The organism is Novosphingobium decolorationis (genome assembly GCF_018417475.1).
GTDB classification, from domain to species: domain Bacteria; phylum Pseudomonadota; class Alphaproteobacteria; order Sphingomonadales; family Sphingomonadaceae; genus Novosphingobium; species Novosphingobium decolorationis.
In genome coordinates, this window is the sequence record NZ_CP054856.1 from 4,275,427 (window position 1) to 4,291,230 (window position 15,804).

Annotated in this window: 10 protein-coding genes; 7 read left to right on the plus strand and 3 right to left on the minus strand. The window is 66.2% G+C overall.

Features of this window, described 5'->3' with window-relative positions:
- Positions 1-8: 8 nt before the first annotated feature.
- Complete coding sequence (locus HT578_RS19820; RefSeq protein WP_039391444.1) at positions 9-1,949, minus strand: BCCT family transporter; 1,941 nt, start codon at positions 1,947-1,949, stop codon at positions 9-11.
- A gap of 371 nt (positions 1,950-2,320) precedes the next feature.
- Between HT578_RS19820 and HT578_RS19825 the strand changes: the two genes are divergently transcribed.
- The 4 genes from HT578_RS19825 (at position 2,321) to HT578_RS19840 (ending at position 7,093) form a co-directional block, all read left to right on the plus strand.
- Positions 2,321-3,943, plus strand: coding sequence for an MFS transporter (locus tag HT578_RS19825; protein ID WP_213501168.1), 1,623 nt, complete (start codon positions 2,321-2,323; stop codon positions 3,941-3,943).
- Positions 3,944-3,999: 56 nt separating this feature from the next.
- Complete coding sequence (locus tag HT578_RS19830; RefSeq protein WP_213501169.1) at positions 4,000-5,172, plus strand: HlyD family secretion protein; 1,173 nt, start codon at positions 4,000-4,002, stop codon at positions 5,170-5,172.
- The gene (locus HT578_RS19835; protein ID WP_213501170.1) at positions 5,172-6,644 is read left to right on the plus strand and encodes an efflux transporter outer membrane subunit; all 1,473 of its coding nucleotides are present in this window, start codon (positions 5,172-5,174) and stop codon (positions 6,642-6,644) included. The genes HT578_RS19830 and HT578_RS19835 overlap by 1 nt, the downstream gene beginning before the upstream one ends.
- A gap of 107 nt (positions 6,645-6,751) precedes the next feature.
- Positions 6,752-7,093: a hypothetical protein gene (locus HT578_RS19840; RefSeq protein ID WP_239026373.1), complete on the plus strand. Its 342-nt coding sequence runs from the start codon at positions 6,752-6,754 to the stop codon at positions 7,091-7,093.
- Positions 7,094-7,259: 166 nt separating this feature from the next.
- On the opposite strand, the gene HT578_RS19845 is transcribed toward HT578_RS19840, so the two are convergent.
- Positions 7,260-7,949 carry a TetR/AcrR family transcriptional regulator gene (locus HT578_RS19845; protein WP_213501171.1) on the minus strand — a complete coding sequence of 230 codons (690 nt, stop codon included), beginning with the start codon at positions 7,947-7,949 and terminating at the stop codon, positions 7,260-7,262.
- Positions 7,950-7,972: 23 nt separating this feature from the next.
- Between HT578_RS19845 and HT578_RS19850 the strand changes: the two genes are divergently transcribed.
- From HT578_RS19850 to HT578_RS19860, 3 genes are read left to right on the plus strand one after another with little or no spacing between them, the layout of a single operon-like run.
- The gene (locus HT578_RS19850; RefSeq protein ID WP_213501172.1) at positions 7,973-9,157 is read left to right on the plus strand and encodes an efflux RND transporter periplasmic adaptor subunit; all 1,185 of its coding nucleotides are present in this window, start codon (positions 7,973-7,975) and stop codon (positions 9,155-9,157) included.
- Between the two features lie 6 nt (positions 9,158-9,163).
- Complete coding sequence (locus HT578_RS19855; protein WP_039387933.1) at positions 9,164-12,355, plus strand: efflux RND transporter permease subunit; 3,192 nt, start codon at positions 9,164-9,166, stop codon at positions 12,353-12,355.
- Position 12,356: 1 nt separating this feature from the next.
- Positions 12,357-13,799, plus strand: coding sequence for an efflux transporter outer membrane subunit (locus HT578_RS19860; RefSeq protein ID WP_213501173.1), 1,443 nt, complete (start codon positions 12,357-12,359; stop codon positions 13,797-13,799).
- 84 nt (positions 13,800-13,883) lie between these two features.
- On the opposite strand, the gene HT578_RS19865 is transcribed toward HT578_RS19860, so the two are convergent.
- Positions 13,884-15,695, minus strand: coding sequence for a sensor domain-containing diguanylate cyclase (locus tag HT578_RS19865; RefSeq protein ID WP_213501174.1), 1,812 nt, complete (start codon positions 15,693-15,695; stop codon positions 13,884-13,886).
- Positions 15,696-15,804: the final 109 nt, after the last annotated feature.

The following is a 15,804-nucleotide window of genomic DNA, read 5'->3' on the forward strand; positions in this document are numbered from 1 at the left end:
CTGCGGGATCACGAGATGCGGCGCAAGTGGCGGAAGCGGCCGTAGCGGGTCAGGAGGTCGTCGATGACCTGGGCACGGGAGAAGCCGGTGACATCGTGCGGGGCGCTGGCGTCGGAGGCCTGTGCCATGGCGCGGAAGTGGCGGCGTTCGGAATCGTGGGACTTGCGGGTCTCGGCCCAGACGAAGCTGGGCTTGAGATAGGGGCGGCTACGCACCTGATAGACGAAGTCGCCGCGATCGCCGTGGGCCACGACAAGGCGCACGTGGCCCTTGTCCGCGTCGAGTTCGGGCACGAGCCCGTTGTCGCGCATCTCGTCCGCCACGGCGTCGAGCGCGGGGCTGACGGTGTCGGTCAGAAAAGCGTCGATCTCGGCCTCGTGGAAGACACCGGCAATTGCGCCGAGACGGCGCTGCCAGTTCATTTCGGCGCGCGGAGCGGAGGGCGTGAGTGAAGCCGAAAGGTCGCTTGTCTCGCCTTCACGTTCGCCGTTCAGAGCCTTGAGCAGGCCATAGCACATGAAGACCATGATGATCGCGAAAGGCAGGGCGCTCGCGATCGCGGCGGTCTGCAGTGCATCGAGGCCACCGGCGACGAGCAGGGCTGCAGCAATGCCGCCCGCGCAGACCGCCCAGAAGATGCGCTGCCACACCGGCGGGTTCTCGGCCGCGCCCGAGGTGATCATGTCGATCACGAGCGCACCGGAGTCCGCCGAGGTCACGAAGAAGGTGACGATGAGGATGGTCGCGATGAACGAGGTGATCGTGCCGAAGGGCAGGGCCTGCAGCGTCTCGAACAGGGCGACGGGCATGTTGTTCTTCACGGTTTCGGCAATCGGGGCCACGCCCGACATGTCGAGCGCGATCGCGGTGTTGCCGAAGACGGTCATCCACAGGAAGGTGAAGAGCGCGGGGACGAGCAGCACGCCGCCCACGAATTCGCGGATGGTGCGTCCGCGCGAAATGCGCGCGATGAACATGCCCACGAACGGCGACCAGGCGATCCACCAGCCCCAGTAAAACAGCGTCCAGTCCGCCAGCCAGGGGTTGGGTTCGTACGCGTACATGCGGAAGGTGCGCGAGACGAGGGCGCCAAGGTAGGCGCCGATGTTCTGGACGTAGGCCTGGAGCAGGAACACGGTCGAGCCGGCAAAGAGGACGAAGCCCAGCAGCAGCACGGCCATGATGATGTTGAGCTCGGACAAGCGCTTCACGCCCTTGTCGAGGCCGAGGACGACCGAGAGCGTGGCGAGCGCGGTAATGACCGCGATCAGGACCAGCTGTACGGCGGTGTCGATGGGAAGGCCGAAGAGGTAGCTGAAGCCCGCGTTGACCTGAAGTACGCCGAGGCCGAGCGAGGTCGCCACACCGAACATTGTGCCCAGTACCGCGAAGATGTCGATGGCATCGCCGATGGGCCCATTGATCTTGCGCCCGATCAGCGGGAACAGCGCCGAACGGATGGTGAGGGGGAGGCCGCGACGGAACGAGAAGTAGGCAAGGGCCAGGCCAACGACGATGTAGACTGCCCAGGCGTGCACGCCCCAGTGGAAGAAGGTCAGCACCAGCGCGCGCCGGGCCGCATCGATGCTGCCGGGCTCGCCGCTTGGCGGCGAGGCGAAGTGCTGGATCGGTTCTGCCACCCCGAAGAAGACGAGGCCGATGCCCATCCCTGCGCTGAACAGCATCGCGAACCAGGACAGGTAGCTGTATTCCGGCTCGCTGTCGTCAGGCCCCAGCTTGATGTTGCCGTGCCGGCTGAGCATCAGGAAGATCACGAAGACGAGGAAGCCCGCCACCGCCAGGATGTAGAACCATCCGAAATTCTGGACCAGGAACTCCTGGACATGGGTGAAGATCCGTTCCGCGCGCTTGGGGGCAAGGACAGCCGCCAGTGCGAAGGCGAGGATCAGGACTGCGGAGGTGAAGAACACCGGTGGATTGACCGCCATGCGGAACCCGGATGGGCGTTCTGTCAGCTCGCTGACGTTCGGATTGGGGGGGGGATCTTCGCTCATCAGGGCCATCGTCTACGTATTGGGATCGGATGAGGCAACTTTTGAACGGGAAACTTGTTGCAGGCCGCCGCGAAACAAATCGGCAATGGGGCGTGCCAGACCTGCGCTGAACGGTGCCTGCGGTGGGAACGAAGCTGTCCCATGTTCACACCTTTGTCGGTTGACAAAGACAACCCAATCTTTCAGTTGACTTATATCAACTGAAAGATTGGGTTCAATTCATGGTACAAGGCACGAGGGCAGCAGTCCTGCGGGTGGGACGTGGCGGCCGCTGTCCCGGAGCAGACGGGCGCGGCTGAACGGGTATGGACAAGAAACCCCTGCTGGGCCTTGCCGGCGCGATCGTTGCGGCCATGGCGGCCGAATTCAACGACCAGGTCAGCGCCATTGCCCTTGTCGACGTGCGCGGCGCGATGGGCATCGGCCATGACGCGGGCACCTGGATCGAGAGCCTCTACGTCACCGCGATGGTGATCGGCATGGCGCTTTCGCCGTTCTGGTCCACGGTCGTGACGTTGCGGCGCATGGTGCTCTTCGCGATTGGCCTCAATCTCGTGTCCAGCGTGCTCATCCCGTTCGCGACCAATATCGAGATTCTCTATCTCCTGCGCATCTTCCAGGGCCTTGCTCAGGGTTTCACGATTCCCCTGCTGATGGCTGCGGCGCTGCGCTTCCTGCCGCCGCCGATCCGGCTTTGGGGGCTGTGCTGCTACGCCCTGACCGCGACCTTCTTTCCCAATCTCAGCGCGGGCGTTGCGGCGCTGTGGACCGAGTTTGTCGACTGGCGCTTTGTCTTCTGGGAAGCGATTCCTCTCTGCACGCTGGCGGGGCTGCTGGTGTGGCACGGTATGCCGCAGGACCCGATGAACCTGGCGCGCATCCGCCAGTGCGACTGGAGCGGAACGGCCCTTGTCATCCTGGGGATGGGCGCGCTGACGACGATGCTGGAACACGGCAACCGGCTCGACTGGTTCAACTCGCCCCTCATCTGCGTGCTGGCGCTGGTGAGCGCGGTGGCAGTGCCGCTTTTCGTCCTCAACGAATGGCGCAGTCCGGCCCCGCTTATCGGAGTCCGTCTGCTCGGACGGCCCAACGTGGCCTATGCGGTCATCACGCTGTTCTGCTTCATCATGATCGGCATGTCGTCTTCGGCGGTGCCGATGGCCTACCTCGCCGAAGTGCAGGGCTACCGCCCGCTGCAATCCGCCACGATCATGCTGGAGATCGCCGCGCTCCAGTTTCTCTACCTGCCGCTCGCGGTCTACGTGCTGAAGCAGGACTGGGTGGATTCGCGCTGGGTCAACGGCTTTGGCCTCGTGTGCATCATGGTCGCCTGCATCGGGTGCAGCCAGCTGACCTCGGCCTGGAACCGTGAGCAGTTCTACATGTGGCAGGCCATCTCGGGCCTGGGCCAGGCGTTCGTCGTCGTCTCGCTCCTGATGATGGGTACGAACGCGGTGGTGCCGCAGGAGGGGCCGCAGGTCTCCCCGCTCATCAACATGCCGCGCGCGGTGGCGCAGGCGCTGGGCACATGCCTTCTCGAACTGGTGGCCCATTTCCGCGGCGAGTTGCATGGCACGCGCCTGATCGAGCGGGCCGGGAGCCACGCCTTCGCCCTGATCCGGGGCCCTGCGCTCGACCCGCGCCACGCGCCCCCGCTGGCCGCAGATGGCAGCCCGCGCAGCGCCGAGGCCCTGGGTGCCTTCCACGAGGCCATCGTGCGCCAGCAGGCGGTCATGGTGGCGAGCGACCAGTACCTGTTCCTCGCCGGGCTTGCCGGGTTCGTCCTCCTCGTCCTGATCCTGCTGCCGGTGCGCACCTATCCCCCGCATGTCGCCCTCGTAAAGGCGACGCCGGGCCAGGCGCCTCCCGCCAAGACCGAGGTGCCACCGGCCCCAGCTCCGGCTCTCGTTCCCGTGCCGGCCTGAGCCGGGCGTCGCACTCCTTCATCTCTCTTCCATCGCCGAACTTCCTGGAACCCCACATGTCCGACACACTACCTTCCGCCGAGCGCGGGGCACGCCGCCCCTGGATCGTCGGGACGATCATCATCCCGGGCGACAACGACCGCTATGTCCTCCATCCGCACTGGCCCTGGTACGCGGGCGGGTTCGTGATCCTGGCCTTTATCGCCTACGTCCTGTTCAGCCTTTTCGTGCCGCGCTCGGAGGTGACCACCGACGATGCGCGTGTCACTGCGCACTACGCCGTGATCGCCCCGCGCGTCGCTGGCCAGGTCGTCTCGGTCGATGTCGAGGACAACCAGATGGTCAAGAAGGGGCAGCTCCTTGCCCGCCTCGATGATCGTGATTTCCGTGTGGCGGTGGACGAGGCGCAGGCGCAGCTCGACCGTGATCTCGCGCAGGTCGCCAACGCCGAAGCCGCGCTGGCGCGTCAGCCGGCGCTGGTCGCCCAGGAACAGGCGCAGGTACGCCAGGCCAGCGCGCGTCTCGACCTCGCCGAGGCCAACGCCACGCGCTATGACAACCTCGCCAATTCGGGGTCCGGATCGCGCCAGGCCCAGCAGCAGGCGCGCGCGACCCAGCGCGAGCAGGCTTCGCGCGTGGAGGAGGCCCGGGCCGCCGTCCAGGCCGCGACCCGCGAATTGGCGGTCCTGCGCGCCGCGCGCGAAGCGGCGCTGTCGGCGGTAAAGGCTGACCGGGCGCGGCTCGCGCAGGCCAAGCTGGACCTCGGGTACACTCGTATCACCGCCCCGGTCGATGGCATGGTCGGTCAGCGCGAGGCCGAGCCCGGCAACTACGTGGCGCCCGGCGCAGCGCTGATGGCGGTCGTGCCGCTGGAGGAGACCTTCGTCGAAGCGAACTACCGCGAAGTCGCACTCAAGCACGTGGCGCCGGGCCAGCGCGTGCGCATCCACGTCGATGCCTACGACATTGATCTCGACGGCGTGGTCGATAGCGTGCCTCCGGCGACCGGCGCGGCGTTCTCTCCGGTGGGGCCGGAGAACGCGACCGGCAATTTCACCAAGATCGTCCAGCGCCTGCCAGTCAAGATCCGCTTTGCCGCAGGGCAGCCCGAGGTGCGCCACCTGCGCATGGGCATGTCAGTCGAGACCCGCATCGAGACCCACTTTGCCGATGTGATCGGGGGCAAGAGGCAGACCGCCTATCTCGGCGCCAAGGAGGCGGTGGAGTGATGGGGCCTCGTTTTGCAGCGCTCGCGCTGGCCGCAAGTTCCCTGGCCGCGCTCTCGGCCTGCACGGTCGGCCCGGACTACACCCGTCCCGTGGCCAAGGCACCGCCGCAATGGGCCGAGCGTCCCGAGGCGCCGAGCACAACCATCGGCGGCGAAGTCGACGGGCGCTGGTGGGAGACTTTCCAGGATCCGCAGCTCTCGGCGCTGGTCGAGCGCCTCTTGGCGCAGAACCTCGATCTGGCCGTCGCGGCCGAACGCATCCAGCAGGCGCAGGCCCAGAGCCGGGTGACAGGGGCACAAGGGCGCCCCCAGCTGGGCGCGCAGGCAAGCTACGCGCGCACCCGCCGCAGTCCGCAGGGCCTCTTCTCGCAGCTGATGCCGGCCCCCGGCTCGAACCCGGAAGTGAACGAGTTTGCCGATGCGCTGGGTGCTTCGTGGGAGCTCGATCTCTTCGGCAAGGTGCGCCGGGCCGTGGAGGCGGCTGACGCGCGCACCGGCGCGGTGATCGAGGTGCGCCACGCGGTCGCGCTCGATGCCGTGGGCGAGCTTGCCGGACACTACATGGAGCTGCGCGGTGTACAGGCGCGCGAGGCGATTGCGCAGGACAACCTCGAAACGGCACAGCGCACCTTGACGGTGGTCGAGGACCGTTTTGCCAATGGCCTGGGTACGCGCCTCGATGTCGCGCGGGCGCGCGGGCAGGTCGAGGCGATTTCGGCGCGCCTCCCTGAACTGCACAGCCGTCGCGTCCAGCTTATCAATGCGCTGGGTACGCTCCTTGCCAAGCCGCCGCGCGAACTCGAGGCCGAGCTGGCACCGGTCCGCGCGCTGCCGGGCGTGCCGCCAAGTGTGCCGGTCGGCCTGCCCGGAGACCTCATGCGCCGCCGCCCGGATATCCGCGAGGCCGAGCAGCGCCTCCATGCCGCCACGGCCGAGACCGGCGTTGCGGTGGCGGACTTCTATCCCTCGATCAGCCTCGGCGGGCGCTTCGGTACCGAAGGTTTCCACGCGAAGAATATTGGCGAGTGGGCAAGCCGGGCGTTCAGTGTCGGGCCGGTGATCAGTCTGCCGATCTTCCAGGGCGGGCGCCTCAAGGGTACGCTGGAGCTGCGCAAGAGCGAGCAGCGCGAGGCCGCGCTGGTATATCAGAAGGCGGTGGTCGAGGCGCTCAACGATGTTGACAACGCGCTGGTCTCCTACGCCGATATCCAGGCGCAGCGCGACCGCCTGGCCCGCGAAGTCGGGCAGGACCGTACGGCCCTGGCCGCCGCGCGCGACATGTACCGCGAAGGCGCGGTGGGGCTTCTGGATGTGACCCTGGCGCAGGCAACCCTGCTGGAGGGGGAGGACCGTCTGGCCTTGTCCGAAACGGCCGTGAGGGGAGGGCTGGTGCGGCTCTACAAGGCGCTTGGCGGTGGCTGGGAGGCCGCGGACGCGGCACCGCACAATACCCTCACCAAGGAGGCGGAGTAGTTAGGTAGCTACACAAATATATACGCGCTGGAAATCTTCGGAAGAATCGGTAACTTCGGCATGAAACGCACGAACAATACGGCGTGACCATGACGGAGAGTGCTGAAATGATCGAAGGAAAGGGTGCGCCTGCAGGCGGAGCCTGTGTCGATACGGACTTTGCGGAAGTCGACAGCGGCGACAAGGCCATGATCCTCTTGCAGACGATGATTTGTTACCTGCGCGAAAAGAACATCCTTTCACGCGCCGACATCGAGGTCCTGCGCGAACGCGTCGAGGCGCGGATGGAGGATGCGCGGGCGGAAAAGGCGGTCCGGGCCGAAGCGTCGGGATCGGCAGACCTTCCCTGTGATGCGGCCATTGCCCGTGCGGCGGCGCGCGAGATGCGCGAACTCGATGAATATTGCGGCAAGCGCTATGGTGGCAAACACCGTCGCCGCGTGAACTGATCCCTTTGCCTCTCGGTGGGGCAGGTCCTTGCGCTCCGCCGGGTTGGCCGGGCAGTGACCGATCAGATGGATCCATCTGATCGGTCGCGCTTGCGAACCCGGGCGGCTGGAGCGGTTGGCCCGGAAGGTCGGGCCTTGACCGCTCTGGACCCACTTTCGCGCAGGGTTAGTCGATACCGATTTCGCGCCGCACCAGCGTCGTCACGTAGGTGCGCAAGGCTGCGCGATCCATTGCCGGGTCGAGCTGTTCGCCCGCGGCAATACCCCAACTCAGGACCTGGACCAGGTTAATGATGAGCGTGCGGGCGCTCTCGTCCAGATGCGGCGCAATCGAGGTGAGGGCGCGGTTGAGCTGCGGGCGGAATCGTCCCAGGATGCAGGCGTTGATCTGGGCGATGCTCTCGCTGCGCCCCGACTCGGCCATGATCTCCATCAGCATGCGCCTTTCCTCGAACTCGTATTCCTCCTGGAGGAGATGCGTGATCCAGGCTGCGATGGTGCCCTTGTCATCTTCGGCGATGGCCTGGTTCAGCGTCTCTTCCTCGAGCCAGACCTGCAGGCTTTCCTCGCAGATGGCGGCAATCACCGCTTCCTTGCTCGCGAAGTCGCGATAGATCTGCCCCACCGCAATGCCCGATTCGCGTGCGATCTGGGACACGCCGGTCAGATGAAACCCCTGATTCGCGAACAGTCGGCGCGCGGTTGCAATCAGCTTGCGGCGGCGCTCGTCGCAGCGCGCTGTCCTGTGGCTGGCGGTGTCTTCCATCACTTTTATCCCGTGCGTCGCTTGTGCTTTTTGCTGCATTGCAGTAGTGGGCCGTGCAATCGTGAGTGAACGATCACTCACAAACTGCATATCATCGTTATCGGGTGCGAACCATGAAGAAGTTGATCCCTATCCTCGGGCTGCTCGTCTCGGCGTGCGGCGGCGGGTCGCAACAAGCCGAACCGCAGCCGCCGGAAGTCGGCGTGATGGCCGTGCGCACCGAGACGGTCGACCTCCAGGCCGAGCTGCCCGGGCGCACCAGCGCCTACGAGACCTCGGACGTGCGTCCGCAGGTCAACGGGCTCATCCTGCGCCGCCTCTTCGAGGAAGGCGACAACGTTCGCGCCGGGCAGGCGCTCTACAAGATCGACCCTGCGCCCTACGAGGCGCAGGTGGCAAGCGCGCGGGCCGCGCTGGCCCAGGCCAGGTCGCAGATCGCCGCGAGCGAGGCCCAGGCCCGCCGTTATGGCGAACTCGTCAAGATCAATGCGATCTCCAAGCAGGAGGCCGAGAACGCCGAGGCCGCCGCCGCCCAGGCACGCGCCACCGTCCAGGCCCAGGAAGCCGCGCTGCGCAGCGCGCAGATCGATCTCGCCCGCACCACCGTGCGCGCGCCGATCTCGGGGCGCATCGGACGTTCGACCTACACCACCGGCGCGCTCGTTTCAGCCTCGCAGGCCGAGCCCCTGACGACGATCCAGAACCTCGATCCGATCTATGTCGACATCCAGCAGTCGAGCGCGGACGTGCTGCGCCTGCGCCAGGAGATCCTGGCCGGCAAGCTTGCCGGCAATGGCGCGGCCGCCACGGTCAACCTGAAGCTTGAGGACGGCAGCACCTATCCGGCCGAAGGGCGCCTCAAGTTCACCGACGTGACCGTCGATCCCAGCACGGGCAGCCAGGTCATCCGCGCGGTCTTCCCCAACAAGCAGGGCCTTCTGCTTCCGGGCATGTACGTGCGTGCGAGCTTCGTCGAAGGCACCAAGGCCGATGGCCTGCTGGTCCCCCAGCGCGCGGTGCAGCGCGATGAGAAGGGCCAGCCCGTCGTCCTGGTCGTCGGCAAGGACGGCAAGGTGTCGCAGCGCGTGATCGAGACCGACCGTACCGCGGGTACCAACTGGCTGGTCACGGGCGGCCTCAAGGAAGGCGAGAAAATCGTCGTCGAAGGCTCGCAGAACGCGCGTCCGGGCAGCACTGTCAAGCCGGTGGTGAAGAAGCCGGGTGAAGTCGGCGCGCGCTCGGGCAAGGAGGTCGAGGCACCCTCGGCCGAGACTGAAAATCCGTCCGAGGGGCGTTGATCCCACATGGCACGCTATTTCATCGACAGACCCATCTTCGCATGGGTCATCGCCATTGTCGCGATGATGTTCGGCATCCTCGCGATCCGCAGCCTTCCGGTCTCGCAGTTCCCCGAGATCGCGCCGCCCACGGTGACCATCAACGCGACCTATCCGGGCGCGGATGCGGACACGTTGGAGCAGACGACCACGCAGATCATCGAGCAGCAGCTCAAGGGCATCGATAACCTGCGCTACTTCTCCTCGCAGTCGTCTTCGGCGGGTGCGGTGACGATCACCCTGACCTTCGAGCAGGGCACCGATCCCGACATCGCGCAGGTTCAGGTGCAGAACAAGCTGCAGGCCGCGCAGTCGCTGCTGCCTCAGCCGGTGCAGCGCCAGGGCGTGACCGTCGCCAAGTCGGCGGCGAGCTTCCTCGTCGTTGTCGGCCTCTATTCCGAAGACGGGAGCCACAGCGCCAACGACCTTTCGGACTATGTCGTCAGCCAGGTCCAGGACCCGGTCAGCCGCATCAACGGTGTGGGTGAGCTCATGGTCTTCGGCACCCAGTACGCAATGCGCGTCTGGGTCGATCCGCTCAAGCTGCGTAGCTACAACCTCACCATGGGCGACGTGCGCGCGGCTATCGAGGCCCAGAACGCGCAGGTTTCGGCCGGCCAGATCGGCCAGCTGCCGTCCTCGAAGGAGCAGCAGCTCAACGCCACCGTCTCGGTCCAGTCGCGCCTGACCTCGCCGGACGAATTCGACAACATCCGCCTTGCCACCAACGCGGGCGGCGGGGTCGTGCGTCTGCGCGATGTCGCGCGCACCGAGCTGGGCGCGGATACCTATGGCTTTGACGTCCAGTACAACGGCAAGCCTGCCTCGGGCTTTGGTGTGCGCCTGGCTTCAGGTGCCAACGCGCTCGACACGGTGGAGGCCGTCAAGGAAGAGGTGTCCCGCATCTCCGAAGGCTTCCCGCCGGACGTGAAGGTCGTCTATCCTTACGACACCACGCCGTTCGTGCGTCTCTCGGTCGAGCAGGTGATCCACACGCTCGTCGAGGCGGTCGTGCTCGTCTTCCTCGTCATGTTCCTGTTCCTGCAGAACTGGCGCGCGACCCTGATCCCGACCATCGCGGTTCCGGTCGTCCTTCTGGGCACCTTCGGGATCATGGCGGGGCTGGGCTACACCATCAACCAGCTCACCTTGTTCGGCATGGTGCTCGCGATCGGTCTTCTGGTCGACGACGCCATCGTGGTGGTCGAGAACGTCGAGCGTCTGATCCAGACCGAGCACCTCTCTCCCAAGGACGCGGCACGAAAGTCCATGGACGAGATCAGCGGCGCGCTGATCGGTATTGCCATGGTGCTGTCGGCGGTGTTCCTGCCGATGGCCTTCCAGAGCGGTTCCACCGGCGTGATCTTCCGCCAGTTCTCGCTCACCATCGTCTCCTCGATGGTGCTCTCGGTGCTGGTCGCGCTGATCCTCACCCCGGCGCTCTGCGCCACGATCCTGAAACCCCACGATCCGTCCAAGCTGGAAGGCAATGGCCTGCTGGCGCGCTTCTTCCGCTGGTTCAACGACACTTTCGATCGCGGTACGGACCGCTATGAGAAGGGCGTCAAGCGCACCGCGCGCAGCTGGAAGCGTTCGGGCCTCCTCTACCTCCTGCTGGTTGCGGGTGTCGGCTTCATTTTCTTCCGCCTTCCCGGCGGCTTTCTTCCGGACGAGGACCAGGGCGTCGTCCTGACCCAGGTCATGGCGCCTCCGGGCTCGACCCTGCCGCGCACCGAGGAAGCGCTCAAGGAAGTGCGTCGCCACTTCCTTGAGGATGAGAAGGACAACGTCCAGGCGGTGTTCACGATTTCGGGCTTCTCGTTCATGGGCCGTGGCCAGAACGCGGCGATTGCCTTCGTCCGCCTGAAGGACTGGGAAGAGCGTTCGGGCAGCGAAAATGCGGCGCAGGCCATCGTTGGCCGCGCGATGGGGGCACTGGGCCAGTACCGCGACGCCACCATCTTCGCGCTGATCCCGCCGGCCGTCTCGGAACTGGGCAACGCGGCAGGCTTCGACGTATGGCTGACCGACACCGATGGCATCGGCCACGACAAGCTCCTGGCCGCGCGCAACCAGCTGATGGGCGCGGCGATGGCCGATCCGGCGATCATGCAGATCATGCCGGTCAGTCTCGACGATGCGCCGCAGCTCAAGGTCGATGTCGACCAGGACAAGGCCAGCGCGCTGGGCCTCGACCTGGGCACCATCAACACCGAGATCTCGACCGCCTGGGGCGGCGCCTACGTCAACGACTTCCTCGATCGCGGCCGTACCAAGCGCGTCTACCTGCAGGCGCAGGAGGAATACCGCGATTCGCCCGATGACCTGGATTCCTTCTACGTGCGCGGCGCCGATGGCCAGATGAGCCCCTATTCGGCGTTCTCGGATGTGTCCTGGCGCAATGCACCGACCATGCTCACCCGCTACAACGGGCGTCCTGCGATGGAACTCCAGGGCGCTCCGGCGGCCGGACTGAGCACGGGCGATGCCATGGCCAAGATGACGGAACTCCACGCCCAGCTTCCGCCGGGCACGAGCCTCGACTGGACGGGGCTGTCCTATGAGGAACGCATGGGGTCGGGCCAGGCGCCCGCGCTCTACGCGCTCTCGCTCGCGGTCGTGTTCCTGTGCCTTGCCGCGCTCTACGAAAGCTGGTCGGTGCCGATCGCGGTGATCCTGGTGGTTCCGCTCGGCGTGCTCGGCGCGCTGGGAGCTGCCTGGCTGACCGGGCTCAACAACGACATCTACCTGCAGGTGGGCATCATCACCACGATCGGTGTCTCGGCCAAGAACGCGATCCTCATCATCGAGTTCGCCGAAGAGCGCGTGCAATCGGGCATGGATGCCTTCAGCGCGGCCATCGAGGCGGCCAGGCTGCGCCTGCGTCCGATCCTGATGACCTCGCTGGCCTTCGGCATCGGTGTGATCCCGCTCGCGATCTCCTCGGGCGCGGGTGCGGGCGGACAGAACGCCATCGGCCGTGCGGTCGTGGGCGGCATGTTCACCGCGACCGTCCTCGCGATCTTCTTCGTGCCGATGTTCTTCGTGGTCGTCAGCCATCTCTTCGGACATGGCCGCGACAACGAGACCTCGCAGGAGGAAGGCAACGAAGCGAACCAGGGCGCTGCCTCGGGCAGCCAGGCCCCGGAGGGCAACTGAGATGAAGACACGCATTCTACCGATCGCGGCGGGCGCGCTGCTCCTGGCCGGGTGCAACATGGCACCCGACTATGAGCGGCCGACCGGCGCCATTCCCCAGGCCATGCCGCAGGGCGGGGTCTATCCGAGTGCGGCAAGCGATGCCCCGGACATGTCGCGCACGGGCTGGCAGGACTTCTTCCTCGAGGAACGTCTGCGCCAGGTCATCGCGATGGGGCTGGAGGAGAACCGGGATCTGCGCATTGCCGCGGCCAATGTCCTCCAGGCCCGCGCCCAGTTCACCACCCAGCGCGCGGCGTTGTTCCCGACGCTGAGCGCGGGGGGCACCGCGACCTACACCAACAACTTCGCGGCGATGACGGGGCAGACCCAGAACTCGAGCGATATCGAGATCTATCAGGGAACGCTCGGTATCTCGGCCTTCGAACTTGATCTGTTCGGGCGCGTACGCAACCAGTCGCGCGCGGCGCAGGAGCAGTTCTTCGCAAGCGAGGAAGCGCAGCGCTCCACCCGCATCAGCCTGATCGCGGAGATCGCCAACGCCTGGCTGACGATGGCGAGCGATGCGGACCAGCTGGCGCTTGCCCGCCGGACCAAGGACGCTTTCGAGAAGACGCTGGATCTCACGCGGGCGCAGTTCGAGATCGGCACCGGCAGCGAGCTGGAGGTGCGCCAGGCCGAAACCAGCTACGAGGGCGCGGTCAACGACATCGCCGTGCTCGAGACTGCGCTGGCGCAGGACCAGAACGCGCTCAACCTGCTGGCCGGGACGACCGTTCCGCGCGAACTGCTGCCCTCGACGCTGGGCACCGAGGATCTGGTGCGTCAGGATCTTCCGGTGGGGCTGTCCTCCGATGTTCTCCTCTCGCGTCCCGACGTGCTCCAGGCCGAGCACCAGCTGATCGCCGAGAACGCGAACATCGGTGCGGCGCGCGCGGCCTTCTTCCCGACGATCTCGCTGACGGGCACGCTGGGCACGATCAGCACCGCGCTGTCGGGGCTCTTCAAGGACGGCAGCTACACCTACAACGCCGCGCCTTCGGCCAGCTTGCCGCTGTTCGACGGCGGCGCGCGTTCGGGCAACCTGGCCTATGCCAAGGCGTCCAAGCAGGCTGCGGTGGCCACGTACGAGAAGGCGATCCAGACCGCGTTTCGCGAAGTCAGCGATGCCCTGGCCCAGCGTGGCCGCATCAACGAACAGGTCGCGGCGCAGATGCGCCGGACCAAGGCGGCGCAGGTCTCGGCAAACCTGGCCGAGGCGCGGTTCCGCAGCGGCGTGGATTCGTTCCTGACGACGCTCGACAGCCAGCGCACGGCCTATGCCGCCGAACAGCAGCTCGTGAATACGCGGCTTCTGGAAGCGACCAACCTGATCGAGCTCTACCGCTCGCTCGGGGGCGGCGCCGATGTCGTGGTCGAGGACCAGGCGGGCGCAACCGACTAAGTCGCTTGTGACGGACTAATCAGCAGAAACGCCTCTTCGTCGGGAATGGACGGAGAGGCGTTTTCGCTTGCGGGCAGGGGGGCATCAAGTCGCCCGGCGCTCGTCCTTGCGGGGCTGGGCTACCTCGACGCGGTTTCGGCCCAGGTCCTTGGCGCGGTAGAGCGCCGCATCGGCGGTGCGCAGAAGCTTGGCGGCCGGGCAATGGTCGGGCGTGGTCGCCAGTCCGATCGAAACGGTGACCGGGCCAAGCGGCTCCCCATGATGCAGGATTTCGAGGCCGCCGATCCGTGCGCGCAGATCCTCGGCGCGTTCCATCGCCTGCGCGCTGTCGGTACCGGGCAACATGACGAGGAACTCCTCGCCGCCGTATCGGAAGATCCGGGTGTCCTCGCGCAAGGCCTGGCGCAGCGCGGTGCCAATGGCGCGCAGGACCGCATCGCCAGCTTCGTGGCCAAAGCCGTCGTTGATGCGCTTGAAATGGTCGATGTCCAGCATCAGGAAGGAGAGGACGCCTGCCTCCCGTTCGGCCTTGGCCAGCGAGAGAGGCAGTTCCTCTTCGAAATTGCGGCGGTTGGACAGCCCGGTCAGCGAATCGGTGAGCGCCATGGCCTGGAGCCGCTCGCGCAGCCGCAGGTTGGAAAGCGCGAGGCCGATATTCTCGCTCAGCATCTGGAGATAGTTTTCCGGGAACCGCTGCTCGCCGCGGGCCTTGCGCGACTCGAAGTAGATCAGCCCCAGCGTCTGGCGCTGGGCAATCAGGGGCAGGCAGAGTGTATCGGGAAGCTCGTCCGCGCCATCCAGATCGAGGTGCGTGCAGGGCACGTCGATGGTCTCGCCCGCTGGGCGGTGCGGCAGGCCGCGACGAAGCGCCCAGCAGTCCAACGTCGAAAACGCGCGCCCCGAGTGCTGGGGATCCAGCCAGTTTCCGGTCTCCTCCAGGCGATTGCTGTCCGGGTCGAGCACATAGAGCCGTCCTGCAAAGCCGGGCACGATCTCGGGTACGAAGCGCCGGACCACGTCAGTAAGTGCATCCAGGGTATCGCAACCTTGCATGCGCTGGGTCATGCGGGCGAGGAGTGCGCGCGAGGCACGTTCGGCCTCCTGGACCGCTTCGAGGCGCTGGCGCTCGATGCCGTTCTCGCGGAACACGCGGATCGCCTGGGCCATGTCGCCGATCTCGTCGACATCCTCGTACGTAGGGGGCTCCACGCCGTAGTCCTGCGCGGCAAGACGGTTGACGACGTCGGAGAGGCGCACGACCGGGCGCAGGACCCGTCGCTTGAACACGAAGTAGAGGACGCACAGGAACAGGAACGCGGTGATCGCCAGCATGACTTCGGAAGTCGTGCGCCAGATACGGGAAATTCGGGTCGCCTCGGCGATCTCGATTTCGGTGCGTTGGTCGAGCTGTTCCTGAAAGCGTTCGACCATGGTGATGGCGCGATCGAGTTCGCGTTCGTATTCGGCGCCGAACAGGATCTGGCGTGCGCGCGGCGTGTTGCCAGCGGCTTGCGCGGCGAGGGCCTCTGTCTGTTCATCGCGCAGCGAATCGGCCCAGCGCAGGCCTTCACGCAGGACCGCGACCTCTCCGGGCGTGGCCCCGGCCTCGGCGATGCGGCGCAGCCGTTCTTCCAGCTTGTCGGTATCGGCCGCCTCGCGGGTGTAGAGCACCTGGTAGGTGGCATCGTCGGTGTTGAGATACTGGCGCGCGCGATCGGTCAGCCGATACACATCCTCGGCAAGTCGCTCGGTCGCGCGGTCGAGGGCAAAGCGCCGCTCCACGGCGACACGCTCCTGCTCCTGCGCGCTGGAGGAAAGGAGCATCGTGGTTCCGGACACGAGCGTGAGGAGAACCGTGGCCCCGTAGGCCCAATTGGTGATGGTTGCGAGCCGCATGGTCCTCGGCGGTTAGGAGCAGGATGCTAAATTTCGTGTTAAGCCACACGTACTCTCATAGGCCTAATACGCAAAGAGCCCGCCGCAACAGCCCAAGGAAAAGGTGCGT